The 23701-nt window shown below is 32.1% G+C and carries 24 protein-coding genes; 10 read left to right on the forward strand and 14 right to left on the reverse strand.

Annotation, left to right across the window (positions count from 1 at the left end; all coding sequences use genetic code 11):
- Window positions 1-480 precede the first annotated feature (480 nt).
- On the forward strand, window positions 481-1974 hold the full coding sequence (locus BSF41_RS12630; RefSeq protein WP_095929853.1) for a catalase: 1494 nt from the start codon (window positions 481-483) through the stop codon (window positions 1972-1974).
- A gap of 174 nt (window positions 1975-2148) precedes the next feature.
- On the opposite strand, the gene purU is transcribed toward BSF41_RS12630, so the two are convergent.
- The 8 genes from purU to BSF41_RS12670 all read right to left on the reverse strand — a co-directional run bounded on the left by purU (window position 2149) and on the right by BSF41_RS12670 (window position 9334).
- Complete coding sequence (gene purU, locus BSF41_RS12635; protein WP_095929854.1) at window positions 2149-3003, reverse strand: formyltetrahydrofolate deformylase; 855 nt, start codon at window positions 3001-3003, stop codon at window positions 2149-2151.
- A 91-nt stretch (window positions 3004-3094) separates the two neighbouring features.
- Window positions 3095-3814, reverse strand: a complete 720-nt coding sequence (locus tag BSF41_RS12640; protein WP_095929855.1) for a DUF4197 domain-containing protein — start codon at window positions 3812-3814, stop codon at window positions 3095-3097.
- A 118-nt stretch (window positions 3815-3932) separates the two neighbouring features.
- Window positions 3933-4496 carry a hypothetical protein gene (locus BSF41_RS12645; protein WP_095929856.1) on the reverse strand — a complete coding sequence of 188 codons (564 nt, stop codon included), beginning with the start codon at window positions 4494-4496 and terminating at the stop codon, window positions 3933-3935.
- A gap of 30 nt (window positions 4497-4526) precedes the next feature.
- On the reverse strand, window positions 4527-4949 hold the full coding sequence (locus tag BSF41_RS12650) for a cytochrome c oxidase assembly factor Coa1 family protein (RefSeq protein ID WP_095929857.1): 423 nt from the start codon (window positions 4947-4949) through the stop codon (window positions 4527-4529).
- A 135-nt stretch (window positions 4950-5084) separates the two neighbouring features.
- A complete protein-coding gene (locus BSF41_RS12655; protein WP_095929858.1) occupies window positions 5085-5960 on the reverse strand; it encodes a hypothetical protein in 876 nt (291 codons plus the stop codon).
- Between the two features lie 172 nt (window positions 5961-6132).
- Window positions 6133-7002, reverse strand: coding sequence for a hypothetical protein (locus BSF41_RS12660; protein ID WP_095929859.1), 870 nt, complete (start codon window positions 7000-7002; stop codon window positions 6133-6135).
- Between the two features lie 247 nt (window positions 7003-7249).
- Window positions 7250-7591 carry a hypothetical protein gene (locus BSF41_RS12665; RefSeq protein ID WP_095929860.1) on the reverse strand — a complete coding sequence of 114 codons (342 nt, stop codon included), beginning with the start codon at window positions 7589-7591 and terminating at the stop codon, window positions 7250-7252.
- Between the two features lie 180 nt (window positions 7592-7771).
- Window positions 7772-9334 carry a L,D-transpeptidase family protein gene (locus tag BSF41_RS12670; RefSeq protein WP_095929861.1) on the reverse strand — a complete coding sequence of 521 codons (1563 nt, stop codon included), beginning with the start codon at window positions 9332-9334 and terminating at the stop codon, window positions 7772-7774.
- A 294-nt stretch (window positions 9335-9628) separates the two neighbouring features.
- On the opposite strand from BSF41_RS12670, the gene BSF41_RS12675 reads away from it, so the two are divergent.
- The 4 genes from BSF41_RS12675 (at window position 9629) to BSF41_RS12690 (ending at window position 15411) form a co-directional block, all read left to right on the forward strand.
- Window positions 9629-13069: a methylmalonyl-CoA mutase family protein gene (locus tag BSF41_RS12675; protein ID WP_095929862.1), complete on the forward strand. Its 3441-nt coding sequence runs from the start codon at window positions 9629-9631 to the stop codon at window positions 13067-13069.
- A gap of 153 nt (window positions 13070-13222) precedes the next feature.
- Entirely contained in the window at window positions 13223-14128 is a 906-nt protein-coding gene (locus tag BSF41_RS12680) for a restriction endonuclease (RefSeq protein ID WP_095929988.1), read from the forward strand.
- Between the two features lie 24 nt (window positions 14129-14152).
- Window positions 14153-14647 carry a hypothetical protein gene (locus BSF41_RS12685; protein WP_095929863.1) on the forward strand — a complete coding sequence of 165 codons (495 nt, stop codon included), beginning with the start codon at window positions 14153-14155 and terminating at the stop codon, window positions 14645-14647.
- A 287-nt stretch (window positions 14648-14934) separates the two neighbouring features.
- Entirely contained in the window at window positions 14935-15411 is a 477-nt protein-coding gene (locus tag BSF41_RS12690; RefSeq protein ID WP_095929864.1) for a hypothetical protein, read from the forward strand.
- Between the two features lie 275 nt (window positions 15412-15686).
- Here the strand turns inward: BSF41_RS12690 and BSF41_RS12695 are convergent, their stop codons facing one another.
- Window positions 15687-16004 (reverse strand): hypothetical protein, encoded by a 318-nt coding sequence (locus BSF41_RS12695; RefSeq protein WP_095929865.1) that lies wholly within the window; start codon window positions 16002-16004, stop codon window positions 15687-15689.
- 192 nt (window positions 16005-16196) lie between these two features.
- On the opposite strand from BSF41_RS12695, the gene BSF41_RS12700 reads away from it, so the two are divergent.
- A complete protein-coding gene (locus BSF41_RS12700; RefSeq protein ID WP_095929866.1) occupies window positions 16197-16604 on the forward strand; it encodes a helix-turn-helix domain-containing protein in 408 nt (135 codons plus the stop codon).
- A gap of 204 nt (window positions 16605-16808) precedes the next feature.
- Complete coding sequence (locus tag BSF41_RS12705; RefSeq protein WP_095929867.1) at window positions 16809-17252, forward strand: hypothetical protein; 444 nt, start codon at window positions 16809-16811, stop codon at window positions 17250-17252.
- A gap of 76 nt (window positions 17253-17328) precedes the next feature.
- Here BSF41_RS12705 and BSF41_RS12710 read toward each other — a convergent pair whose 3' ends face one another.
- Entirely contained in the window at window positions 17329-17715 is a 387-nt protein-coding gene (locus tag BSF41_RS12710) for a flagellar motor protein MotB (RefSeq protein ID WP_095929868.1), read from the reverse strand.
- A 337-nt stretch (window positions 17716-18052) separates the two neighbouring features.
- Between BSF41_RS12710 and BSF41_RS12715 the strand changes: the two genes are divergently transcribed.
- Together BSF41_RS12715 and BSF41_RS12720 are read left to right on the forward strand one after the other, a co-directional pair.
- A complete protein-coding gene (locus BSF41_RS12715; protein ID WP_095929869.1) occupies window positions 18053-18505 on the forward strand; it encodes a hypothetical protein in 453 nt (150 codons plus the stop codon).
- A 115-nt stretch (window positions 18506-18620) separates the two neighbouring features.
- Window positions 18621-19154 carry a polymorphic toxin-type HINT domain-containing protein gene (locus tag BSF41_RS12720; protein ID WP_095929870.1) on the forward strand — a complete coding sequence of 178 codons (534 nt, stop codon included), beginning with the start codon at window positions 18621-18623 and terminating at the stop codon, window positions 19152-19154.
- A gap of 67 nt (window positions 19155-19221) precedes the next feature.
- Here BSF41_RS12720 and BSF41_RS12725 read toward each other — a convergent pair whose 3' ends face one another.
- The 4 genes from BSF41_RS12725 to BSF41_RS12740 all read right to left on the reverse strand — a co-directional run bounded on the left by BSF41_RS12725 (window position 19222) and on the right by BSF41_RS12740 (window position 22227).
- Window positions 19222-19608, reverse strand: coding sequence for a secretion protein (locus BSF41_RS12725; RefSeq protein ID WP_095929871.1), 387 nt, complete (start codon window positions 19606-19608; stop codon window positions 19222-19224).
- A 363-nt stretch (window positions 19609-19971) separates the two neighbouring features.
- On the reverse strand, window positions 19972-20373 hold the full coding sequence (locus tag BSF41_RS12730) for a DUF3244 domain-containing protein (protein ID WP_095929872.1): 402 nt from the start codon (window positions 20371-20373) through the stop codon (window positions 19972-19974).
- A gap of 474 nt (window positions 20374-20847) precedes the next feature.
- On the reverse strand, window positions 20848-21252 hold the full coding sequence (locus BSF41_RS12735) for a T9SS type A sorting domain-containing protein (RefSeq protein ID WP_095929873.1): 405 nt from the start codon (window positions 21250-21252) through the stop codon (window positions 20848-20850).
- Window positions 21253-21861: 609 nt separating this feature from the next.
- The gene (locus tag BSF41_RS12740) at window positions 21862-22227 is read right to left on the reverse strand and encodes a DUF3244 domain-containing protein (protein ID WP_095929874.1); all 366 of its coding nucleotides are present in this window, start codon (window positions 22225-22227) and stop codon (window positions 21862-21864) included.
- 450 nt (window positions 22228-22677) lie between these two features.
- Between BSF41_RS12740 and BSF41_RS12745 the strand changes: the two genes are divergently transcribed.
- Window positions 22678-23550 carry an AraC family transcriptional regulator gene (locus tag BSF41_RS12745; protein ID WP_095929875.1) on the forward strand — a complete coding sequence of 291 codons (873 nt, stop codon included), beginning with the start codon at window positions 22678-22680 and terminating at the stop codon, window positions 23548-23550.
- The last annotated feature ends 151 nt before the right edge of the window (window positions 23551-23701 follow it).

Raw genomic sequence — 23701 nt, forward strand, 5'->3', positions numbered from 1 at the left:
CCGCAAAGCGCGCAAAGAATTACGCAAAGTTCGCAAAGTTCGCAAAGTTTTTAAGGCAAAGCTTTGCGAACTTTGCGTTTACACAAAACCTCTTGAGTAAAAAAACTTTGCGCACTTTGCGTTAAAATTATGCTCAAAGTAAAGCAACCTGAAACAAAGAAAACATGAAACCTGAAACAAAACTTATATAAAAAAAGAATGCCGGCATCTCGAAGACGCCGGCATCATTTAACTAACCAAAACCAAAATAATAAATAACCAGTTTATTACATTACAAATGTCCGACATATATCAATCTTATGCTGTTAAGGTTTTGTTATTACTTTGTTGACCATACGTTAAGATTTGTCAAACCACTGTTTTGAGCTTTCTGCACTGTTAAATAACATTTGGTTATTAAAATATAATAACAATCAATTTTGCTTATGAATATGGTCAAGATAAGTTTGTATATTTGATAAAACATTAAAAATCAGCAATATGGAATCAAGCAAAAAATTAACTACTGCAACAGGAACACCCGTTCCAGACAATCAAAACATTCAAACAGCTGGTCCTCGCGGCCCCGTTTTATTACAAGATTTTTGGTTCTTAGAAAAAATGGCTCATTTTGATCGAGAAGTAATTCCCGAAAGAAGAATGCATGCCAAAGGATCTGGGGCTTACGGAACTTTTACTGTTACGCACGATATTACTCAATACTCCAAAGCAGACTTGTTTTCTGAAATTGGTAAAAAGACAGAAATGTTTGTGCGGTTTTCAACTGTTGCAGGAGAAAGAGGCGCTGCTGACGCCGAAAGAGACATTCGTGGTTTTGCCATGAAATTTTACACTAACGAAGGAAATTGGGATTTGGTAGGAAATAATACGCCAGTTTTCTTTTTTCGTGATCCAATGAAATTTCCTGACTTGAACCATGCTGTAAAACGTGATCCAAAAACCAATTTAAGAAGTGCTGATAACAATTGGGATTTTTGGACTTTACTGCCAGAGGCTCTCCACCAAGTTACGATAGTAATGAGTGACCGTGGAATTCCGAGATCGTATAGAGAAATGCACGGTTTTGGAAGCCATACTTTTAGTTTCATCAATGCGCAAAACGAGAGACATTGGGTAAAATTCCATTTAGTTTCGCAACAGGGAATCGAAAATCTCTCTGATGAAGAAGCTGCTAAATTGGTGGGTGGAGACAGAGAAAGCCATCAAAGGGATTTGTTTAATGCAATTGAAGAAGGTAATTTCCCGAAATGGAAAATGTTTGTTCAGATTATGTCAGAAGAACAGGCGAGAACATATCGTTTTCATCCATTCGATTTGACTAAAGTTTGGTTAAAAGGAGATTTTCCGTTAATTCCAGTCGGAGAATTCGAATTGAATAAAAATCCAGAAAATTATTTTGCAGAAGTAGAACAGGCAGCATTTAATCCAGCTCACGTAGTTCCAGGAATTGGTTTTTCTCCAGACAAAATGCTTCAAGGACGTTTATTCTCTTACGGAGATGCGCACCGTTACCGTCTAGGAGTAAACAATTACCAGATTCCGGTAAACGCTTCTAGATGTCCGTATAACAGTTTCCACAGAGATGGAGCAATGCGTGTTGATGGAAATTATGGCGGAAGAAAGCATTACGAGCCAAATAGTTTTGGCGAATGGCAGGATCAGCCAGAAGTAAAAGAACCGCCATTGGCAATTTATGGTGATGCTTATGCACATAATTTTAGAGAAGACGATAACGATTATTTTACTCAGCCAGGACTTTTATTCAACTTGCTTACAGAAGAGAAAAAACAGCTTTTGTTTAAAAATACAGCGGGTCAAGTAGGAGGAGCGCAGAAATTTATTCAAGTGCGCCATATTAGAAATTGTTACCAAGCCGATCCAGCTTATGGTGCAGGTGTAGCAAACGCTCTAGGAATGACAATGGATGAAGTAAATGCTTTTGATGATCCTAGATTGGCGATTAAAGCAAGATAAGTTTTTTTTTTAGGTTCTAAGCTTCTAAGATGCTAAGCTTCTAAGTTGCCAATCTTTGAGCCTATTATAAAGTAAAAGAAAACCCGACAGGTTTTAAACCTGTCGGGTTTGTTATTTCACACAAAGATTATAAACTTAGAACCTTAGAACCTTAGTAGCTTAGCATCTTAGAATCTAAGAAAAAACCACCGTCTTATTACTGTAAACCATTGTTTTTCTTTCAGCATGCAGTTTAATTGCTCTTGCTAAAACGATGCGTTCCAAATCACGTCCTTTCATGATAAAATCTTCTACAGAGTGAATATGAGAAACCCTTGCAATATCTTGTTCAATGATCGGACCTTCGTCTAATTCTTCTGTTACGTAATGGCTTGTTGCACCAATAATTTTTACCCCACGTTTAAAAGCCGAATGATACGGTTTCGCACCTGGAAAAGCAGGTAAAAACGAATGGTGAATATTGATGATTTTATTTTCGTAAAGCGAAATCAATTTTGGAGTCACGATCTGCATGTAACGCGCCAAAACAATAAAATTGATTTGATATCTTTTCAAAAGTTCTATTTGTCTTGCTTCTCCTTCTTCTTTGTTGTCTTTTGTGAAAGGAACATAGTGAAAAGGAATATCAAAACGCTCTGCAATTGAACGTAAATCGTTATGATTGCTAATAATCATAGGGATTTCGACCCCTAATTCATCAGCACTATAACGACCCAAAATGTCAAACAAGCAATGATCGTATTTAGAAACAAATAAAGCCATTTTAGGTTTTTGCTCCTGATTGTACAAATCCCAAGACATGTCAAATTTGACAGCAAGAGTTTTGTTAAAGTCTTCTTTAAAACTTTCAACTGTGATAGTCGAATTTTCGAATTCACATTCCAGACGCATAAAAAACACATTTTGTTCTACGTCCACATGCTGGTCGATATAAGTAATATTTCCTCCGACCTTAGCAATAAAAGTAGTAACTGAAGCAATAATATTCTTCTGATCTTTGCAATGAATGAGTATGGTAATTTTTTGCATTTCGTTTTTTGGTTAATCGGTTAATCGATAATTTGTTTAACCGTTTGTTCGATTACACGAATAAACGATTAAACATTTAAACAGAATAAAACTATTTTCCATCTTGCAGAGCAAAAACCTTTTGTAATAAAGGTGTTGTTCTTGCAGAAATATTGTTTCTAATTTCTTTTTCTTCAACAGCAATCATTTTAAAAACACCAGTAAGAGCTTGATTGGTTGTGTAATCAGTCAAATCTGGATTTACTTTTTTTACTAATGGAATTGTGTTGTATTTGTTTATAATTTTTGTCCAGACAGCATCGGCTCCTACTTTTTCGAAAGAGCTTTTAATTACAGGATTAAATTTGGCATATAATGAAGTTGTTGTGCTTCCTTGTAAATAATTTGTTGCTGCGTTGTCGCTTCCTAAAAGAATGTTTTTAGCATCTGTAAAACTCATGTTTTTTACTGCTGTAACAAAAATTGGGGTAGCTTCCTTTACGGCATCTTCTGCAGCGCGGTTCAGCATTTTGATTCCTTCATCTGCAAGAGAGCTTAAACCTACTTTACGCAGGGTTGCATCTACTTTTTGTAATTCTTCTGGCATTAAAATTTTTACAGCTTCATTTTTATAAAAACCATCTACTGCGGTTAATTTACTCACTTGTTGTGTAATTCCTTTATTTAGCGCTTCTTTTAAACCTGAAGCAATATCAACAGTTCCTGAACTTGGAATCTGAGATGCAATTTGAGGCAGTTGATTTAGGGTCTGTTGTACCTGTGCACAAGAAGTAAGCGAAAATGTAACGGCTAATAGTAAAATCTTTTTCATTTAGGGTTTTTGTTTAAGTTTCAAAAATACTACTTATTCAAAAACAACGCCACAATTTTATTTAAAGCAAAGTAACATTTTGTTGTAAACTTAACATAAGCGAAATTAGGTCTCAAAATTACGGCCAAGACATTCGAATATTAAACTCCCAATAGGTTTTACTCGAAATGTAAATTGGTTTAGGCTGTTCTATTGGTGCATTATTGGCATTAAAGTAACGAACACGAATAATTTTTTCGCTAGAGTCATCTTTCATGCTAATGTTTCCTTCGGCATCATCAATGAGTTTTTTCTTTTTTAGATACAAATCTGGTTTTTCAATTGTATATTCTGTGATGGCTTCACCGTTCAGTTTTAAAAGACATCCAATTAGATTTCCATTTTTGTCAAACGATTCAATTCTTTTTAGAAAATTGTTTTCATAATAATATATTTCAAAAGTGATACTGCAAGATCCTTGTTGAAGTTTATTATTATGCAATCGGAAACGAAGTATTTGGTTTTTAGCATTTGTAAATTCAACATATCCATCTCCATGTGCGTCAATATTCTTATTCAATATTCTCGAAGGTTTTGAGAATTGTTTGATTTGATTGGCGTACACTTGGTAATTTTTGGCAGATTGTGCAAAAGAAGAGATACAAACTAAAAAGAATATGAATAGACTAAAAAAAGATTTCATTTAATAAATTTTACTTGGTCAAATCTATTTTTATTTTTTCAATAAATCTATTTTCTCATCTGTATTTTTAATATAAACCGACATTTCAGAGTATTTCCACGTACCTCTTTTTTCGCCTACAATAAATAAAGTTCCCTTGCCTTTCGGACCTTTCAACGGAACCTGTACATCGCAAGTTCGTACCTCATTATGTGAAGTGACGGTTCCAGAAACCATTCCGTCTGTTTCGACAGGCGAACCGAGTTTTTCCACTACGAGTTTATTATTCTCTACAGCTATCATAGATTCTTTATAGGCTTCCGAATCTTTAAGAACCGAAGTTACTTCATAGAAAATTCCTCCAATAAATAAAGCCGCTAATACTAAAAGCGTCAAACATCCGCTGGGAATAAACCATTTCCAGTTTCTGTTTAGCCAGCTCTGTCTTTGTACTAACTCGTTTGAATCTTCCATAAATTTAGTTTTAGGTGAAATTGATAAAGCTAAAATAAGAATAAATTTAATTGATATTCAGTGTTTTATATTAAATAAAAAATCACCTTATAAATTTTACAAGGTGATTTTTTTAAATTACTATTATTTAAAAACTTATCTGTTACTAAAAGCAATTTCTTCTAAAGCTTTAGGATTACTAATTGCTTTGCTGACATCTTGTTTTTTCATATCGTCATTATCTCCAGTTCCAGTACATAAAGTAAGTTCTTTTGGCATTATCGGTTTCTTATCGAATATTGTTGCAAAAAGCAATGCTCCTTGCAAATAACCGCCATCATTTAAAAGATGTAATGTGTTTTCTCCATAACGAAGGTTATCTTTGTTGGCTACTAAATATTTATAACCATTTTTGCCATTATAGGCATCGTTAATAGCATCGCCAACTCTTAGCAAACCTGAATTTTTGGTAGATTCTACGACAGAAATAGCATTTTCACGCATTACGTCATATAATTCATTGTAATCAGCATCAGTAAATGGAGTTGGAGACATTCCTTCGTAAATATAAATGGCTACATCGGGACTATTTTTGCGTATTTTTTCCACAATCATATCGACATTCGATTTATATTTATTTGGTTCTCCACCCGCAACGGGAGTAGATTCCTGAATAACTACATAATCATAATAATTTCCATCTTTATCTGTTTTGGCAAAGTTTTCATCGGCTTGTTTTTTATGATCTGCATAAATTTTTTCAACAGAAACGCCCATAGTAACCAATTGATCAATGATCATTGGCTGATTGTTCGCTTTACAAATTTCACCAAACAATACAGGAGCACTTACAAAAAATTCAGTATGGCTGTTTCCGATAAATAATATTCTTGGACTTCCTTCTGCTTTTGGAGCTTTAGGATGTGCCATTTTCTCTGAAGTTGCTGTCGAATTTTCAGTAGAAGTCGTTTTGTTATTGCAAGCTGAAAAAAGGATTGCAACAATACCAAATACTAAAAAGTGTTTTTTCATTGTAATTTTAATTAAAAAGGTTCACTATTTTTTTAGATAAAAAAATTTTTGGCAAATCTCTTTTTAATCGACAACAATTAGGACCTTGATAAGTTTTAAAAGTGTTAGTTTAGGACATTAAATTGTGCATTGAGAATTTGATATGAAATCCAATAAGCAGATTTAAGCTAATTTATCTATTACTAAAAGCAATTTCCTCCAGAGCCTTAGGATTGGTCACTGCTTTTGCTACTTCTTGCTTTCTCATATTGTCATTATCACCAGTTCCCGTACTTAAAAGAAGTTTTTTAGGGATAATTGGTGTTTTATCAAATATTGTAGAATATATTAAAACGGCCTGTAAAAAACCGCCATCGTTTATAAAATGAAGAGTGCTTTTGCCGTCACGGAGATTGTCTTTATTACCTGTTAGATACTTATAACCGCTTTGGCCTTCATATGCATCTTTAACAGCGTCACCTACTCTTAATACACCTGCATTTTTAATAAAAGCGGCAGCTAGAATGGTATTTTTACGTAGTTCTGTATAATAATTATTGTATTCTGAGTTTGCAAAAGATAAGGGAGACATATTTTGATAAACATAAATTGCGGCATCTGGGCTGTTCTTATGTATTTTTTCTGCAAATAATTTCAAGTTGTCTCTATACTTAGAAAGATTTGTTAGTGCAATTGGTGTCGATTCCTGAATTATAACATAATCATAATAGTTTCCATCCTTATCTATATTGGAAAAATTTTGGTCGGCCTCTGTTTTATTAGTGAAATAAACTTTATTGAGCGGAACACCTATTGTTATCAGCTGCTGAATATTTATATTTTGATTATTGGCATTACATAATTCCTGAAATAGAGTGGGACTGCTTACAAAATATTCCATATGACTATTTCCAATAAATAATATACGTGGAGGACCTACGGCCTTTGGCGGTTTAGGTTTGCTAATACCGTCGGAAGTAATTGAGCTTTCTGATTTGAAATTATTACATGAAGTAAGGAGGATTGAGACAATAAGACTAGAAATTAATATGTATTTTTTCATTGTTGATTTTCTATTAAAAAAGATTTGCAAATCTCTCTCTAACACATAATCAAACCAGTCTCAAAAGGTTTTAAAAATAATAGAATAAGACAAAAAAAAATCACCTTATAAAATATTAAGATGATTTTAAATTTTGTACTAATAAGCATTACAAGTATTTGTTTTCAGGATGTAGGTTTTCCCGTTACTTTGATGCTTTTTTATTTTCAAATTGTACAATTAAAAATTTATGGGACAAAAAAGGTATTTAAACGTACTGTAAACAGTATAAATTGGGGTTATTGATTGGATTAATCTGTTTTAAATTGGCTAAAATATACTGAGTGCAATCTTTACCGCCAAATGTCAAATAGAATAAGGATTTTGAAATGTAAGATGGCCTTAACAGAAGTGCGCGCCAGCCAAGCGTTATATTTTTAAAGAAATGTTTTAATGCGTATTTAATTGTTTTTTCGTCAGGACGAATAAAATAAATAGTGTAACCTTTAAGTTTTGTCATCAGATTTGGAAACATTACAAATCTTCCGCCTTGTTGTATCAATAAATTTATTTCAAACAATGATAAACCTTCAATATTTTCTGTTTTCATGATCTATTGTTTTTAATTTAATGCTAGTGGTAGTATTACGATGCAAAGTTGCGACAGAAATAAAAATATAAAAGGCTTTAAAAGTTTTAAAACTAATAACTTAAGACATTTTTTAAATAAAAAAATCGGAAACTCAACTGAATGAATTCCCGATTATTATTTTATGTATGTCGTTTTGTATTAATTTACAGTAAGAGACAATTGATTATTCAATTCTGCATCTTTTTCGTAAACATCTTGAAAGAAACCAATTTCTCCGTTTTCATTTACCAATGAAGTAAAATAAGTAATGAAAATTGGTACTTTTTTAGATAGTTTAAAACTGTTTTCTACTTTACCCGCCATCGCTTTGTCAATTTTTGCCTGATTCCATTCTGGATAATCTTTCAGCATGGCAACAGCCAATTCTTTTGCCATTTTTACATTAATACATCCGTGGCTGAAAGTTCTTTTTTCAAAATCGAACAGAGTTTTAGATGGCGTATCGTGCATATAAATATCATCAGGATTTGGGAACATAAATTTTACCAATCCTAAAGAGTTATCTGGACCTGGTTTTTGTCGTACTTGACCATTAACCATTTCCATGTTTTTCTCTGCGAGATAATTTGGATCTGCAGCAATTTTAGATCTCAACTCGTTTTGTACAATACTTTGTGGTACTGTCCAGTAAGGGCTAAATACAATTCGGTCAATTTCTCCATTAAAAATGGTTGTTTTGGTAAGAGGAGCTCCAACAAAAACACTCGATTTCAATACTACTTTTCCGTTCTTAACATAAAACAATTCATAAGAAGGAACATTAACCAAAACATACTCATCGGTGGCAGCAATTTGAGCCGAAATCTCACGGCATCTTTCCATGTTAAGTTTTAAAGTTGCCACTTTATCTTCAAGCGGAATATTCATTTCGTTAATATGCTCTTCTGCCAAAATGTAATTGGGTTTAAATCCGTTACGAACTTTGTATTTCATCACAGCATCCATCAATTCACGATCGTAAATATCGCTTTTAGAATCTGTTTTCAAATCTCCTAATAAGTACAAACGAGTTCTAACTTGCGAAATAGTGCTGGAAACAGCATCTGGACGCAACTCTTTATAAGGAGACTCTGCCGGAACAATAGGTTTGTATTTGCTAGATTTTTCTAATCTTTTGTATTTTTTCAGAACATCTTGCAATTTGTAATACTGCTCAAATTCTACTTTTTCATTTGATGCAACTGCTGTTTTTTCTTCCTCTTCTAAAGTGCTGTAGTTTAAGAAATCTTTTAGCATAGTATCATAAGCTAGTTTTTTCTTGTCGGCATTACTTTTTTTGGCGTACACTATATATAATGAGCTCAAAAGCATATCAGCATCAGTTTGAGAAAGTGTGCTTTTATCTGATGAAGAACTAAACAATTGGTCTATTTCTTTTTGATAAGGAATAATTAAATCATTTGTTTTTTTTGCTTTTTCATACAAAGCAGAGCCAAATTCGTTGATTTCGTTTTCGTCAAACCAGATTGTGCCAAGAGTTCTAGTTTTGTATAATGACATGACATCAGATTTATATCTTTTCAAATCTGAATATCTTTTGAAGAAATCGTTCGAAATTTCGTTTACATCATTTTGATTGTGGTAAACGGTTAAATTATTTGAAGCTTTTTTATATTTAAAACTGTTGTTTTCAATTCTGTTAAAAGAAAATACAAAAAAACTCAAACTTAAAATTACGGTGAATGAATAAAATGTTTTCATTTTTTTAATTTTTACGTTATTACTTTTCTACGTAAGTCGTTGGTAAAAATTTGGGGCTTTTCTACAATGCTAAATTACTATGGGAGTACTCAAAACGTGTTTCCAGATTTTATTTAAATGTTGCGAAATTGCCATGTCTTTAAGCTTTCCTTAACTTAGATCAATTAGTATCAAGAATTGTTACCTTTATATTGAAGAAAAAATATTTTCTTTTTTATTAACATAATGCTATTTGGCTAATCAAATATTAAAATAATTTGTACATTGGTCGCTTAAAATTATCATATTCATAAAATGGAACAACAAATACCATATATTCCTAAAAATAAAGTAAGAATTGTTACCGCTGCTTCACTTTTTGACGGACATGATGCCGCCATCAATATTATGCGCCGTATTATTCAGTCAACTGGGGTCGAAGTAATTCACCTTGGTCATGACAGAAGCGTTGAAGAAGTGGTAAATACCGCTATTCAAGAAGATGCCAACGCCATTGCAATGACTTCGTATCAAGGCGGACATAATGAATACTTTAAATATATGTATGATTTGCTTCGCGAAAAAGGAGCGGGGCATATTAAAATCTTCGGAGGCGGAGGTGGAGTAATCCTTCCAAGTGAGATATCAGAATTGCATGAATATGGTATTACTAGAATTTATTCTCCAGATGATGGCCGTTCTTTAGGACTTCAAGGAATGATTAATGATTTGGTACAGCGTGCTGATTTTCCTATTGGAGATAAACTAAACGGAGAAATCGATCATATCGAAAATAAAATTCCAACCGCAATTGCGCGTTTAATTTCTGCAGCAGAAAATTTCCCAGAAATAGCAAAACCTGTTTTTGATAAAATTCACGAAAGCAATGCTACTTCTAAAATTCCAGTTTTAGGAATTACAGGAACGGGTGGTGCAGGAAAATCTTCTTTGGTTGACGAATTGGTTCGTCGATTTTTGATTGATTTTCCAGAAAAAACAATCGGATTAATTTCTGTCGATCCTTCTAAGAGAAAAACAGGAGGAGCACTTTTAGGAGATAGAATCCGTATGAATGCCATAAATAATCCTCGTGTTTATATGCGTTCGCTGGCAACTCGTCAGTCGAATTTGGCTTTGTCTAAATATGTAGCCGAAGCAATTCAGGTTCTAAAAGTCGCAAAATACGATTTGATTATTTTGGAAACTTCAGGAATTGGTCAGTCTGATACCGAAATTATGGATCATTCTGATGTATCCTTATATGTAATGACACCAGAGTTTGGAGCGGCAACACAATTGGAAAAAATCGACATGCTTGATTTTGCCGATTTAGTAGCTTTAAATAAATTTGATAAACGCGGCGCGCTTGATGCCTTGCGCGATGTTAAAAAACAATATCAAAGAAACCATAATCTTTGGGAGAAAAGTCCAGACGAAATGCCCGTTTTCGGAACGATTGCTTCGCAGTTTAACGATCCAGGAATGAACACGCTTTACAAAGCGATTATGGATAAAGTGGTTGAAAAAACCGATTCTGATTTGAAATCGACTTTTGAAATCACAAAAGAAATGAGCGAGAAAATCTTCGTGATTCCGCCACACAGAACGCGTTATTTATCTGAAATTGCAGAGAATAACAGATCTTATGATGAAATCGCCCTTTCTCAGCAAAAAGTAGCGCAGAAACTATACGGAATTTTCAAAACCATCGAATCGGTTTCTGGAAAAGTTCCTCAAATTAATAAAGCAGGAATTGACGATTCTACAGTTTTACCAAGCGGAATTGCTGAACACGATGAAAACAGAATCTTTTTAAATCTTTTGCTTAATCAGTTTGATAAAGTAAAAATGGATTTAGATCCGTACAACTGGGAAATTATCCTGAATTGGGATGAAAAAGTAGCCAAATACAAAAATCCAGTTTACTCGTTTAAAGTTCGTGATAAAGAAATCAAGATTGCAACGCATTCTGAAAGTTTATCGCATTTACAAATTCCGAAAATTGCTTTGCCCAAATATGAAGGTTGGGGCGATATCTTGCGTTGGAATTTACAGGAAAATGTTCCTGGAGAATTTCCTTTTGCTTCGGGATTGTATCCGTTTAAGCGTGAAGGCGAAGATCCGTCAAGAATGTTTGCGGGCGAGGGCGGACCAGAAAGGACCAATAAACGTTTTCACTACGTAAGTGCGGGAATGCCTGCAAAACGTCTTTCTACGGCTTTTGACAGCGTAACTTTATACGGAAACGATCCAGATTTGCGTCCAGATATTTACGGAAAAATCGGAAATGCAGGAGTTTCAATCTGCTGTCTAGACGATGCCAAAAAACTGTATTCAGGTTTCGATTTGGTTCATGCATTGACTTCGGTAAGTATGACGATTAACGGTCCTGCGCCAATGTTGTTAGGTTTCTTTATGAATGCCGCAATCGATCAGCAATGTGAGATTTACATCAAAGCAAATGATTTAGAAAAAGAAGTTGAAGCAAAAATCAACAAATTATATAAGGATAAAGGAATCGAAAGACCTAAATACCAAGGCGAACTTCCTGCTGGAAACAACGGTTTAGGATTAATGCTTTTGGGCGTTACGGGCGATCAAGTTTTACCTTTGGAGGTTTATAACGAAATAAAAGTAAAAACGTTAGCTCAAGTTCGTGGAACGGTTCAGGCTGATATTTTAAAAGAAGATCAGGCGCAGAATACTTGTATTTTCTCAACTGAATTTGCTTTGCGATTAATGGGTGATGTTCAGGAATATTTTATTACCAAAAACGTTCGTAATTTCTATTCGGTTTCGATTTCAGGATATCATATTGCCGAGGCGGGAGCAAACCCAATTACGCAGCTGGCTTTTACGCTTTCAAATGGTTTCACTTACGTGGAATATTATTTGAGCCGTGGTATGAGCATTAACGATTTTGGACCAAACTTATCGTTCTTTTTCTCCAACGGAGTTGATCCTGAATATTCAGTAATTGGTCGTGTGGCGCGTAAAATTTGGGCAAAAGCCATGAAGAACAAATACGGAGCCAACGAAAGAGCACAAATGCTGAAATATCATATTCAGACATCTGGACGTTCGTTACACGCGCAGGAAATTGATTTTAATGATATTAGAACAACTTTACAGGCTTTATATGCCATTTATGATAACTGTAATTCATTGCACACAAACGCATACGACGAAGCAATTACAACGCCAACGGAAGAATCTGTACGCCGTGCCATGGCAATTCAGCTGATTATTAATAAAGAATTAGGTTTAGCCAAAAATGAAAACCCAATTCAAGGTTCGTTCATCATCGAAGAATTAACTGATTTAGTTGAAGCTGCGGTTTTACAAGAATTCGACAGAATCACAGAAAGAGGCGGCGTTCTAGGTGCAATGGAAACGATGTACCAAAGATCTAAAATTCAGGAAGAGAGTTTGTATTACGAAACTTTAAAACACAACGGAGATTTCCCAATTGTTGGTGTAAATACATTCCTGAGCTCAAAAGGTTCGCCAACGGTAATTCCGGCTGAGGTTATTCGTGCTACCGAAGAAGAAAAACAATATCAAATTACGATGCTGGATAATCTGCATAAATTCCACGAAGAAAAAGTAAACGAACATTTAAATAATTTACAGCAAGCGGCTATTAAAAACGAAAACTTATTCGATCATTTAATGGAAGCGGCAAAGGTTTGTTCTTTAGGCCAGATTACTTCGGCGTTGTTTGAAGTTGGCGGGCAGTATAGAAGGAATATGTAATTATTTTTATTTTTTTATTGATATAGAAGAACCTCTCAGATAGTTGAGAGGTTTTTTGTTTGATAAAATTATAAGGATTACGGTTATCCATATTTTTATTCTTAAATGTTTATATATATTAGCAAATCAAGAATTAAAGTAAATTACAAAAAGATGGCAAAATCAAAATCACAGAAAATAGCAGAAAAAACCATTTTTGCAGCCTTTAATATTTTAAAAGAAGCTGGAGGTGAAATGCTTGGAAAAGACGTTATTGAAAAAATTAGAGAAACTGTAACTTTTGATGAATACGAAAATGATAGGTTAGAAAAAACAGGGAATATTCGGTGGGAATCAGTTTTGAGGTTTTTTACGATAGACTGCATGAAAGCTGGCTATCTACGCAAAAATAAAGGAATTTGGATATTGACTGATGAGGGAGAGACTGCTATAAAACTTGGTCAAGAAAATTTATTAAAAACAGCAACAGAACTTTATCGTGAATGGGATGGAAACCGAAAAAAACAAATAACTAAGGAGGGCGTTGCAGAAAAAGATATTACCGAAGAAAATACACATCAAGCGCAAGAGGCTATAATAAGCCAATATGAAGAGCAAGCCTATAACGGTATTAGAAACTTTGTAATTAGTAAAAACCCCTATGAGTTTCAAGATTTAGTTGCAGGATTATTAAAGGCGATGGGCTATTTTATTTCTGAAATAGCACAAAGAGGTCCAGACGGAGGAATTGATATTATAGCATTTACAGATGCTTTAGGAACAAAACAACCACGTATTATTGTACAAGTAAAGCACAAACCAAATGATAATATTTCTTCTGATGAAGTGCAGAAATTAGCAGGAACATTAAAGCGTAATACAGATGTGGGAATATTTGTTACGTCAGGAACATTCTCTAAACCTGCAATAAAAGAAGCAAGAGATTCAAGGGAACACATTGAATTAATTGACTTTAATAGATTTACTTCTTTATGGCAAGAATATTATTCTAAAATGAATGATGAACAAAAAAATCTATTGCCTTTACATCCAATTTATTTTTTAGGAAGTAATGAATAATTTAAATAATCAGCTTTTTCTATAATGAAAAAATATACAGATATACTTTTAATTAATTCAATCGCTATTATTGTTGCGATGCTACTTTATTATCTTCTTAATGAAAAGCCAGAAATTCCTATTGCGATAATAGCAACTGGAATTTCGATATCTTTTGGAATTAGACAAAGTATGATTGAAAACGATAAAATTTTTAAAGAATTATTTATATCATTTAATCAAAAGTATGATGAAAAATTTAATAATTTACTGAATGAAATTGTTGCTAAGAATATAGATAATAACGAATACCAATTAACGCCAAATGAAATAAAATTAGTAAGAGATTATTTGAATTTTTGTGCTGAAGAATATCTTTGGTACTCAAAAGGAAGAATTGATGAATCGGTTTGGTTATCTTGGGAAAATGGAATGAAATATTATTTATGCGATTCATCTATTTTACCATTTGTGGTTAAAGAAAAAAAACAAAAAGATTCTTATTATGGATTATTTGAGAAGTTGAAATTCATTAATTAATAATTTTAAACCAAAACCTGTAATAAAAGGTTTAACTCCCGCTCGTGAACCTAAAGTATTCACGTTATTAAGAAAAGCGAGACGCTCGCGACAGTAATGAGGGGATGCTCGCGCTAGAAGGGGTAATAATTTTAGTCTTAATTACTTATTTTGGTGTGTTTGTTATACAAAAATACAGATCATTTTAAAATATGATATTTTTGCAATTAGTGGCATTTGATTAAAAAGTAAAAAGATATTTCTAGTTGAAATCGAAAAATTATAGACTAATTTTAAATTATTGAAATATGGCAAATTTATTGGAAGGGAAAAAACAATCTTGGGATGGTATGTTTTATAGTATTCAGAGAATTGATTTGTTAATAATTTCAATATGTGGCGCTGGGATTTATGTTTGCTTAGAAACAATTAAGTATATTGCTACAACTCATAATCTATGTGCTGAAACACTATATATAAAAACGTCAGCAGGTTCTTTTTTAGGAGGGATAATTCTTAACTTTGTGTCTCAACAGTGTGGATATAAAGCAAATCTTCAAAGTTATTTGATGTATGACTGTGAAATTGAAATTGATGAAAAGAAATTGTTGCCTGAAACGGAAGATTTAATAATTGAATTAGAAAAGTTGGTCGATTGCCGAAATAATTATGATATGAAATCAGAAATGTTCTCAAACCTAACAACATTATATAACAACATTAGTATGTTTCTTATGTTTATAGGTTTGATTTGTACATTTATATTTTTTCTAATTACCTTTTAGGAGGTCTCGGAATTCCTTTTTGTTCTAAGCCTCTATCTGGTGAAGTAGTTGGTCTTTCAGGTGGTTTTTGGGTTGGTTGAGGTCTTGGTGTTTCTTTGTCAGACATAAAAAAATGTTTAATTTTATTTTTAATTATAAACATACAGTTTTTTTTGCTCATTTCAAATATCAGATAAACAAATATTTAAAAACTTTGCGACTTAGCTCCCGATAACTATCGGGATTGCAAGATTTTTTAGCATTAGAACTTTCTTCTTCGTATCTGCAAATAGAAATCATTCAACAACAATCTCCCCAATAAACCCCAAAAATTCCATTTCATCCATAGGAAACAAATGCAGAATCGTTTCCAAAATCAGACTCACATTAATAGTTGCACTTTTATCTTTTTTAGAAAAATTATGCATGTCATTATCAAGCGCTAGAATGCATAATTTTAGTAAATCGGTAATGAGGCAGCCGAGTTCTAAATAATTTACTACTTTAAATTGTGCGGTATAAGAATTGGCTTCATTGGTTGGTTTTAGTGATGTAAAATACTGAGCGGTTAATTTTTGCAGTTTTTGTAGCTTTTCTGTTTCGTTCGTTTCCATAAGGCGTATATTTTTAAATGGTTTACAATTTGACTTTTATAAATTTATTATAAGAAAAATTGTACTTTTGTTTGATTCGGCGAAGTAAGAAATAGATTTTGCTGTACGAAATCATTTTTTACTGTATCGCACGGCATAAAATCTGTTTTTTACATTTTACCGATTTTGACACTTTATTATTATCTTTGAATTATGAGCACACTAACAAAACCAAATCATATAGGGCGAAAAATAAGCCGTATTCGTGAACTTCGTGATATGAAGCAGGAAGCTTTGGCGCAGGCTTTAGGAACAAATCAGCAGGCGATTTCGGCTATGGAAAATAGCGAAACTATTGATGACGAAAAACTTGTTGAGGTGGCAAAAGCGCTTGGTGTATCGGTTGAAGCTATCAAGAATTTTTCGGACGAAGCGGCAATTAATTATTTCAATACTTTTAATGAAAGTCCTAATAATTATTTCGGACTTAATAATTGCACTTTCAATCCATTAGATAAATTAATGGAAACGGTAGAAGAAAATAAAAAACTTTACGAGCGTTTGCTTCAAGCAGAAAAAGATAAGATTGAGTATTTAGAGAAATTGCTAAAAGATAAATAGTAAGCTTTTAAGAATATAGAAACCTCTCAGAAATGAGAGGTTTTTTCTTTTACAAAAAAAATATCGTTTTACGTCTTTCCTCAATTTAGAAGATATTTGTTTGTATATATTAGCAATCAGAAAATAGAGATGAAAGGCTTTTTCGGATAGGCAAATCAATTCTAAAAACCAAAAACTATATATAACCTCAAAAATTAATTTTAAATGAAAAAAAGCATTTTTATTTTAGGATTGCTATTTATTACAAGCTTGAGTTTTAGCCAGGCAAAGGTTAAGCAAGATATAAAAGCAACTAATAAAACGGAAAACAAAACTTATGACCCGAAACTTTTTGGATGCTGGAAAGGCTCTGAAATGGGACAACAGCAAGAAGGAGTAAATAAATATTGGGTGTCATGTCGTTTTGAAAACGGAACAAGTGTTTTACTTTTTGTTGCGATGTACGAAAACGGTAAAGTCGATCAAATTACTGAAAATGGTAAATGGTGGGTTGAAAACGGAAAGTATTATGAACTACATAACTATGATGGCGTAATAGATGTTTATGATTATCAAGTTACAGATCAAGGTGTTAATTTTCAATCTATTGAATTAATGGGAAAAAAGGACAATACTTATAAGTTTACCGATTATAAAATATCGGATTAATTGAAATGATAAGATTGTGGATTAAACAAAAAACCTCTCATTTCTGAGAGGTTTTTTTATATCAATTCAAATTTTATTAAACTTTACTTTTTATCGAAGTTTTAGGTTTACGTTTTAATTTTTCGATAAGGGCATCGGCTTTTGCGTTTTCAGAAATAGAACGTAACGATTCTGCATAACGGTAATAATAAACGGGATCTAGATCGGTTGTTAAGGCAAATAATTCGCTGTACCACTCGGCTGCTTTTTCTAGTTCGCAATTTGAATACGATGAATTCCCTAATTTTTGAAATAAATCTACCGACTTGTAACCTTTTGCTGCAACCTTTTCATAGGTTCTTATAACATCGACATAGGCATACTTTTCGCCGACTTTATCGGTTTTATAATAAGTTTCGTTTTGCGCAGAAGCACGAAATGAAAATACGATAAACAATACTAAAATAGCTAGTTGTTTTTGCATAGGTTTAGTTTTGGTTGTGGTATTTAATCGTATTCTTAATTGTTTTTGAAAATCTTTTTTCGCCGCAAAAAAACAGCTTTAAGCAATTATAAACTTTAAAATTCTGTATTTATTATATATTTAATGTGCTTTTTGATGTACAAATATATGGAAATCAAGGATATGAACTGCATTTTAACGATGTTTATTCAGTTTTGTCGATTATATTCCATTTTTGTAAATAATTGATTTTATATGATTTATATATTTTTTTTGAATGAAAAACGATTTTTAAAACATAGTTTTTCATTTACAGAAAAAAATATCATTTAACTTTATAACAGTTAAGGTTTTCAAGATGACAATACAGGGATATTTAGATAAAATAGAGGTTTTACAAAGCGAAAAAAACAAGACTACATTTTCTGATAATGCTGATGTGGAGCTATGCATTCAAAAAATAAAAAACAAAACGACAGAACTGTCTTTTACTCTTACTGAAATATTTCAAAAGTCAAATTCTAAAAAGACGATCATAAATAAGGATATATTAAAAAGGTTTTCAAATCATTTAGGTTTGTTGTTTTTAGAAGAACAAGAATCTGGAAATGTATGTTTTGCTAATAGTGATGAGGTAAGATCAGAATATAAACAGAGTTTCAAATTAATAAATATGCTGGATTATATTTATGCTTTTGGACATTCTACTGCTTTTAAAGAATCTCAAAAAATAATAATCACATCAGAAACTGATCTTTTTTGGAAATTGGCAAAAATAGGTTCAAGTTTAAGAGAAAGAACAATCAGCTAGGGCTTTAAATAAATAACCTTAAAATAATTACTTGTTGCTTAAAAACAGGTATTTATACTTTAACTAGTGATTTTTTTACAGTGTATTTTTGGTTAGCACTTAAAAACATAAAACTATGGAATCAGATTCTGATCAATTATTAAACGATTTAACCCTTAAATGTACGGCAGGAGGCACTAGAATTGCTACTTCTTCAGGAGAAAAAGCTATCGGTGATTTGTATAAAGGAGACTCAGTTCTGGCATTTTCTGTAAAATTAGAATCAGGCAAACTTGAATTCTCCTCATCAGAAGCAAAAGTTATATTTAGCGAGGGTGGGCAAGGGCAAAATAAAGCGCTTTATATCAATTTTGGAGAGTATAAAGAAATTATCTGCACCTTAGACCAGCCCTTTTTACTTAGGAATGGCAAATACGCTAGAGGTTCAAAATTAAGAACGGGACAGGAGCTTGTAGATGCAAAAGGGAATGCTGTTGTTATTAACAGCATTTCATTGATAGATTATTCTGGAATGATTAATAACATTGCTGTAGATGATTTTAAGTTTACTAGCCCTAATGGACATTTATTGTTGGCTCAAGGAATCATAATAGGAGATTTTGCCTTTCAATTATCTTTTGATTCTCTTCCAGATAATTTAAAAGAATAACAAAGAAGATATAAAAAAAGCAGCTCCTGGTACGAGCTGCTTTTCTAATTCTTTTGGGGGCAAAAAATTAACGACGGAAAGATGGACTCTGGTTAACAGATTGGTCTAACTTTACAGTCTTTACTTTTTTAGCAGCGACTTTAATTTCGTGTTTCGCAACTTTGTCGTTTGCTTTCACTTCTAGAACATACGTTCCAGCAGGAAAACTTTCTAAACTAATTGTTTTAGAAACTTCTAATTTGTGTGCTGCAGATTCTCCCGCATAAAGTAAATTGTGATTTTCGTCGTAGATAGAGAAAGATGCATTTTCTACAGTGTCTAAAGTAAAGCTAACTACTTTTCCATTTCCTGTTTTGATATTTAAAATGTAATCACCTTTTCCATCAATGGCGTAGGTAAACACAGTCGCTAAAAAAAAGGCAGCAACTAAACCAGCTTTGGTAAATTTTGTCATGTTTTTTTTAAATTGTTAATTACTAAATGTGGAACGCGTAAAACTACAAATACAAATTTAATTTTTAGCAATAAATTAGCATTTTTAAACGCTTAAGTTATTGAATTGTAATTATTTCGGTATTTTGTTTGAACTATGTACGTAAATACTGGGCTTTTGGATTTATTTTTAGAAAACATTTTTTAACACTTAAAAATCAAAGAGTTGAATTAATAAGAATAATTTTCAGAAATTTTCTGTTTCATCATCTGTTTTAATTCTTAAACAAAAAAAAACAGCTCTGTAACCACCACGAGCTGTTTCTTATAAGCGCAATTTTAAAATTTTCTAACCTTAATTTATACCTTTTTGAAGTATAAAATTTTAGCGTGTAGCAACACTTGTGTTTTTAGCAAAACCAGATTTGTAAACAGAAGAAACTGCATTTCTCGATAAAGATGCATTATCTCCTATTGTAATTTCATATTTTACTCTTTTTACACTGTCTTCTACTTCTAAATAGTAAGTTCCCTCAGGAAATTCTTCTAGACTGAAAGTTCTTAAAATTCCATCTTTTCCAGATGCGCTTTCAGAGTAGATTAAAGTTCCGTCCTTGTCATAAATAGCTAAATTGGCTTTCTGTACTTTGTTAAGTGCGAAAGTGATCAGTTTTCCATTAGCTTTTAATACATGAAGATTAAAATCTCCATTTCCATCAATTGCGTAAGTGCTTATTCCTGTGAAAAGCAACGCTGCTACTAAACTCAATTTTGCAATCTTTTTCATGGTACTTAGTTTTAAATTAATAGTTCTAATTCTCTGATGCTAAATTACTTATGTAATACCTGAAAAAGCGCAACTGTGTTTTCCTATTTCTATGCTATATTCTCATTTACGAAACCGTTATAGGTTAAAACATGAATTATTTTTAATGTTTTTGTTAATTCAGTTATTATTTTTTAATGTTTTGCTTGATTTTAAGTTTACAATGGATTAAGGATTTCTTTACAAAAACGAAGTGAGTTTTTAACCTCAAAGTACGCTAAGAATTATTATACAAGAGGTTTATAAAACGAAAAAGTTCGCAAAGCTTTGTGGAAAAAACTTTGCGAACTTTGCGTAAATCTTTGCGGTAAAAAACTTTGTGGTAAAAAAAAAACAGCTCTATAACCACAAAGAGCTGTTTTTAAAACTTTTGAAAGTTTTTAAACTTACTAACTATCTAACCTCACTTTTATACTTTATGAAAGCATAAACTTTTTAGCGTGCTGCCACGCTTGTATTTTTAGCAAAACCTGCTTTATAAACAGAAGAAACTGCGTTTTTAGATAAAACAGAAACTTCATCAGTTATAGTGATTTCGTATTTTGCTTTTTTTGTATTGTCTTCTACTTCCAGGAAGTAAGTTCCTTCTGGAAACTCTTCTAGGCTGAAAGTTCTTAAAATCCCATCTTTACCTGAAGCACTTTCAGAATAAATTAAAGATCCATCTTTATCGTAAATTGCTAAGTTGGCTTTTTGCGTTTGGTTAAGACCAAAAGTGATTTGTTTACCATTAGCTTTAATTACATGCAGGTTAAAATCTGCTGTTCCATCAATTGCATATGTGCTTATTCCTGTGAAAAGCAATGCTGCTACTAAACTCAATCTAACAATCTTTTTCATGGTATTTAGTTTTTAAATTAATAGTTCTAATTCTCTGATGCTAAATTACTTCAGTTGTAAGTAAAAAATCAATACTATATTCTCCAATTTATATGCTATATTCTCATTTACGAAACCGTTATAGGTTAAAATTTGAATTATATTTATCGTATTTGTTAATTCGGTTATTATTTTTCAACGTTTTTAGTGATTTTTAATTTACATTGAGATAACTATTTCTTTAAAAAATGTAGGAATTTTGAAAAGAGGCTAAGATACTAAGGTGCTAAGGTTCTAAGTTTTTGAAAGATTTTGAGATTCTAAGCTTTTTCTTTTTTTGTTTTGATTGTAGAGGAGCACTGCAGTGCGTTTCTTTTTTTTTGTCGCAATTATATTTAGGTGTCAATATTTAAATGCTTAAGGAAAAAAACTTAGAACCTTAGCATCTTAGTATCTCAGAATCTAAACAAAAGTATAGAGCAAAAAAAAACAGCTCAGTAACCACAAAGAGCTGTTTTTAAAACTTTTGAAAGTTTTTAACTTACTAACTATCTAACCTCACTTTTTATACTGTATTAGAGTATAAAGTTTTAAGTGCCGTGAAGAATTGCACTTAACCTTAATATTTTCTTAGTTAACAGAAACTGTACCTTTTGAAGATAAAACAGAACTATTAGCGTCAACAGTGATATCGTATTTTACTTTTTTGAAGCTGTCGGCAACCTCTAAAATATATTTTCCTTGAGGAAATTCTTCTAAACTGAAAGTTCTTAATATTCCGTCTTTACCAGAAGCATTCTCAGTATAGATTACATTACCATTTGTATCAGATATACTAATAACTGCTTTTTGTAATTGATTAATTCCAAAAGCAATTACCTTGCCATTTCCTTTTAATACATGAAGATTTAATGCTTCATTTCCATCAATTGCATATGTACTCATTCCTGTTAGAAGTACTGCAAATACTAAACTTAATTTCATAACCTTTTTCATATTCTATAGTATTAAATTTTTTTCGTTCATTTATCTGATGCAAAGTTATAGCAGCATGTGTGGTATTTTAACATCTATATTTTCCAATTTATATGCTATATTCTCATTTACGAAACCGTTATATGTTAAAATTTGACTTTAATGTTGTGTTTTTGTTAATTTGATTGTTTTTATTCAAAGTTTTTAAAAAACTGAATACTTCTTAAAATTTCTATTTTTCTTACAAATTTTAACATATTGGTATAAAATCGAGTTTTAAATAAGATAAATAGAAAAAAAGTGAAGAAAAAAAATAAGACCCTAAAAAAAAGCCGAATTTGATATAAATTCTTCAGCGTTAAGAACGTTATTTTAATGTAAAATTCGCATTTACGAAACCGTTATAGGTTAAAATTTAAATTATTTTAGGTGATTTTGTTAAATTTGCTATTATTTTTTAAAGAAATTATCATGAAGACTATTGCCCCAGCTCTTGAAGTGATAACTAACTCATACGGAAGTTCTTTTACCTACGCTAAACACGCCGAAAAGACCAATAGCAAAGCTCATTTATGGCACTATCATCCAGAAATTGAGTTGGTCTATATAAATGGTGGGGCAGGAAAAAGACAAATAGGAAGCCATGTTTCTTATTATACCAATGGTAGTTTACTTTTAATAGGAGCTAATTTGCCGCATTGCGGTTTTACAAATGAGCAAACAGGAAATACAACGGAAACCGTTATCCATATTAAACCTGAATTTTTAGGAAGCGACTTTTTTGTTGCGCCCGAAATGAAAAAGGTGCAGAATATTTTGAAACAAGCTAAAGGCGGAATCGCTTTTGGAGGTGAAACGAAAAAACGTATCGGTAAGAAAATTGAAATGATGGAGAATGAACCGCCATTTCAAAGACTTATAACACTTTTGAGTGTTTTAGACGAACTGGAATCGGCTGAGGAATATACCATTTTAAACGCCGATGGATTTTCGATGGAATTGCAAACTCAAGATAATGACCGTATGAATGTGGTTTTCAATTTTGTAAAAGATCATTTTCAGGAATCTATCTCTATAGATGAGGTTTCGAGTCTGGTAAGTATGACTACGCCTTCTTTCTGCCGTTATTTCAAGAAGATATCCAATAAAACATTTACTGAGTTTGTGAATGAATATCGTCTCGTGCATGCTTCAAAACTTTTGGCAGAACAGCCAATGAGTATAAATGAAGTTTGTTATGAAAGTGGTTTTAATAACTTCAGCCACTTTAGTAAATCGTTTAAACAATACACCGGTAAAAGCGCTTCGCAATACCGTCATGAACATAAGATTATTATTAGTTAATGTTTTATGCCACAGATTGCACAGGTTAAAATGGTTTATTTGCCACGAATTACACGAATTTGCACGAATTAAATTTTAAAATTTATTAGATAGAAACTCAATTCGATTAGTCAAAAGCTGGTCGGATTTTTTTAGTCTTTTCTATTTAGTT

The sequence above is a fragment of the Flavobacterium sp. ACN2 genome (assembly GCF_002303885.1).
In the GTDB taxonomy this organism is placed as follows: domain Bacteria; phylum Bacteroidota; class Bacteroidia; order Flavobacteriales; family Flavobacteriaceae; genus Flavobacterium.

What these genes read in the sequence shown, in the direction of transcription:
- BSF41_RS12630 (WP_095929853.1), top strand. Translation starts at nt 481, where the DNA reads ATGGAATCAAGCAAAAAATTAACTACTGCAACAGGAACACCCGTTCCA.
- purU (WP_095929854.1), bottom strand. Translation starts at nt 3,003, where the DNA reads ATGCAAAAAATTACCATACTCATTCATTGCAAAGATCAGAAGAATATT.
- BSF41_RS12640 (WP_095929855.1), bottom strand. Translation starts at nt 3,814, where the DNA reads ATGAAAAAGATTTTACTATTAGCCGTTACATTTTCGCTTACTTCTTGT.
- BSF41_RS12645 (WP_095929856.1), bottom strand. Translation starts at nt 4,496, where the DNA reads ATGAAATCTTTTTTTAGTCTATTCATATTCTTTTTAGTTTGTATCTCT.
- BSF41_RS12650 (WP_095929857.1), bottom strand. Translation starts at nt 4,949, where the DNA reads ATGGAAGATTCAAACGAGTTAGTACAAAGACAGAGCTGGCTAAACAGA.
- BSF41_RS12655 (WP_095929858.1), bottom strand. Translation starts at nt 5,960, where the DNA reads ATGAAAAAACACTTTTTAGTATTTGGTATTGTTGCAATCCTTTTTTCA.
- BSF41_RS12660 (WP_095929859.1), bottom strand. Translation starts at nt 7,002, where the DNA reads ATGAAAAAATACATATTAATTTCTAGTCTTATTGTCTCAATCCTCCTT.
- BSF41_RS12665 (WP_095929860.1), bottom strand. Translation starts at nt 7,591, where the DNA reads ATGAAAACAGAAAATATTGAAGGTTTATCATTGTTTGAAATAAATTTA.
- BSF41_RS12670 (WP_095929861.1), bottom strand. Translation starts at nt 9,334, where the DNA reads ATGAAAACATTTTATTCATTCACCGTAATTTTAAGTTTGAGTTTTTTT.
- BSF41_RS12675 (WP_095929862.1), top strand. Translation starts at nt 9,629, where the DNA reads ATGGAACAACAAATACCATATATTCCTAAAAATAAAGTAAGAATTGTT.
- BSF41_RS12680 (WP_095929988.1), top strand. Translation starts at nt 13,223, where the DNA reads ATGGCAAAATCAAAATCACAGAAAATAGCAGAAAAAACCATTTTTGCA.
- BSF41_RS12685 (WP_095929863.1), top strand. Translation starts at nt 14,153, where the DNA reads ATGAAAAAATATACAGATATACTTTTAATTAATTCAATCGCTATTATT.
- BSF41_RS12690 (WP_095929864.1), top strand. Translation starts at nt 14,935, where the DNA reads ATGGCAAATTTATTGGAAGGGAAAAAACAATCTTGGGATGGTATGTTT.
- BSF41_RS12695 (WP_095929865.1), bottom strand. Translation starts at nt 16,004, where the DNA reads ATGGAAACGAACGAAACAGAAAAGCTACAAAAACTGCAAAAATTAACC.
- BSF41_RS12700 (WP_095929866.1), top strand. Translation starts at nt 16,197, where the DNA reads ATGAGCACACTAACAAAACCAAATCATATAGGGCGAAAAATAAGCCGT.
- BSF41_RS12705 (WP_095929867.1), top strand. Translation starts at nt 16,809, where the DNA reads ATGAAAAAAAGCATTTTTATTTTAGGATTGCTATTTATTACAAGCTTG.
- BSF41_RS12710 (WP_095929868.1), bottom strand. Translation starts at nt 17,715, where the DNA reads ATGCAAAAACAACTAGCTATTTTAGTATTGTTTATCGTATTTTCATTT.
- BSF41_RS12715 (WP_095929869.1), top strand. Translation starts at nt 18,053, where the DNA reads ATGACAATACAGGGATATTTAGATAAAATAGAGGTTTTACAAAGCGAA.
- BSF41_RS12720 (WP_095929870.1), top strand. Translation starts at nt 18,621, where the DNA reads ATGGAATCAGATTCTGATCAATTATTAAACGATTTAACCCTTAAATGT.
- BSF41_RS12725 (WP_095929871.1), bottom strand. Translation starts at nt 19,608, where the DNA reads ATGACAAAATTTACCAAAGCTGGTTTAGTTGCTGCCTTTTTTTTAGCG.
- BSF41_RS12730 (WP_095929872.1), bottom strand. Translation starts at nt 20,373, where the DNA reads ATGAAAAAGATTGCAAAATTGAGTTTAGTAGCAGCGTTGCTTTTCACA.
- BSF41_RS12735 (WP_095929873.1), bottom strand. Translation starts at nt 21,252, where the DNA reads ATGAAAAAGATTGTTAGATTGAGTTTAGTAGCAGCATTGCTTTTCACA.
- BSF41_RS12740 (WP_095929874.1), bottom strand. Translation starts at nt 22,227, where the DNA reads ATGAAAAAGGTTATGAAATTAAGTTTAGTATTTGCAGTACTTCTAACA.
- BSF41_RS12745 (WP_095929875.1), top strand. Translation starts at nt 22,678, where the DNA reads ATGAAGACTATTGCCCCAGCTCTTGAAGTGATAACTAACTCATACGGA.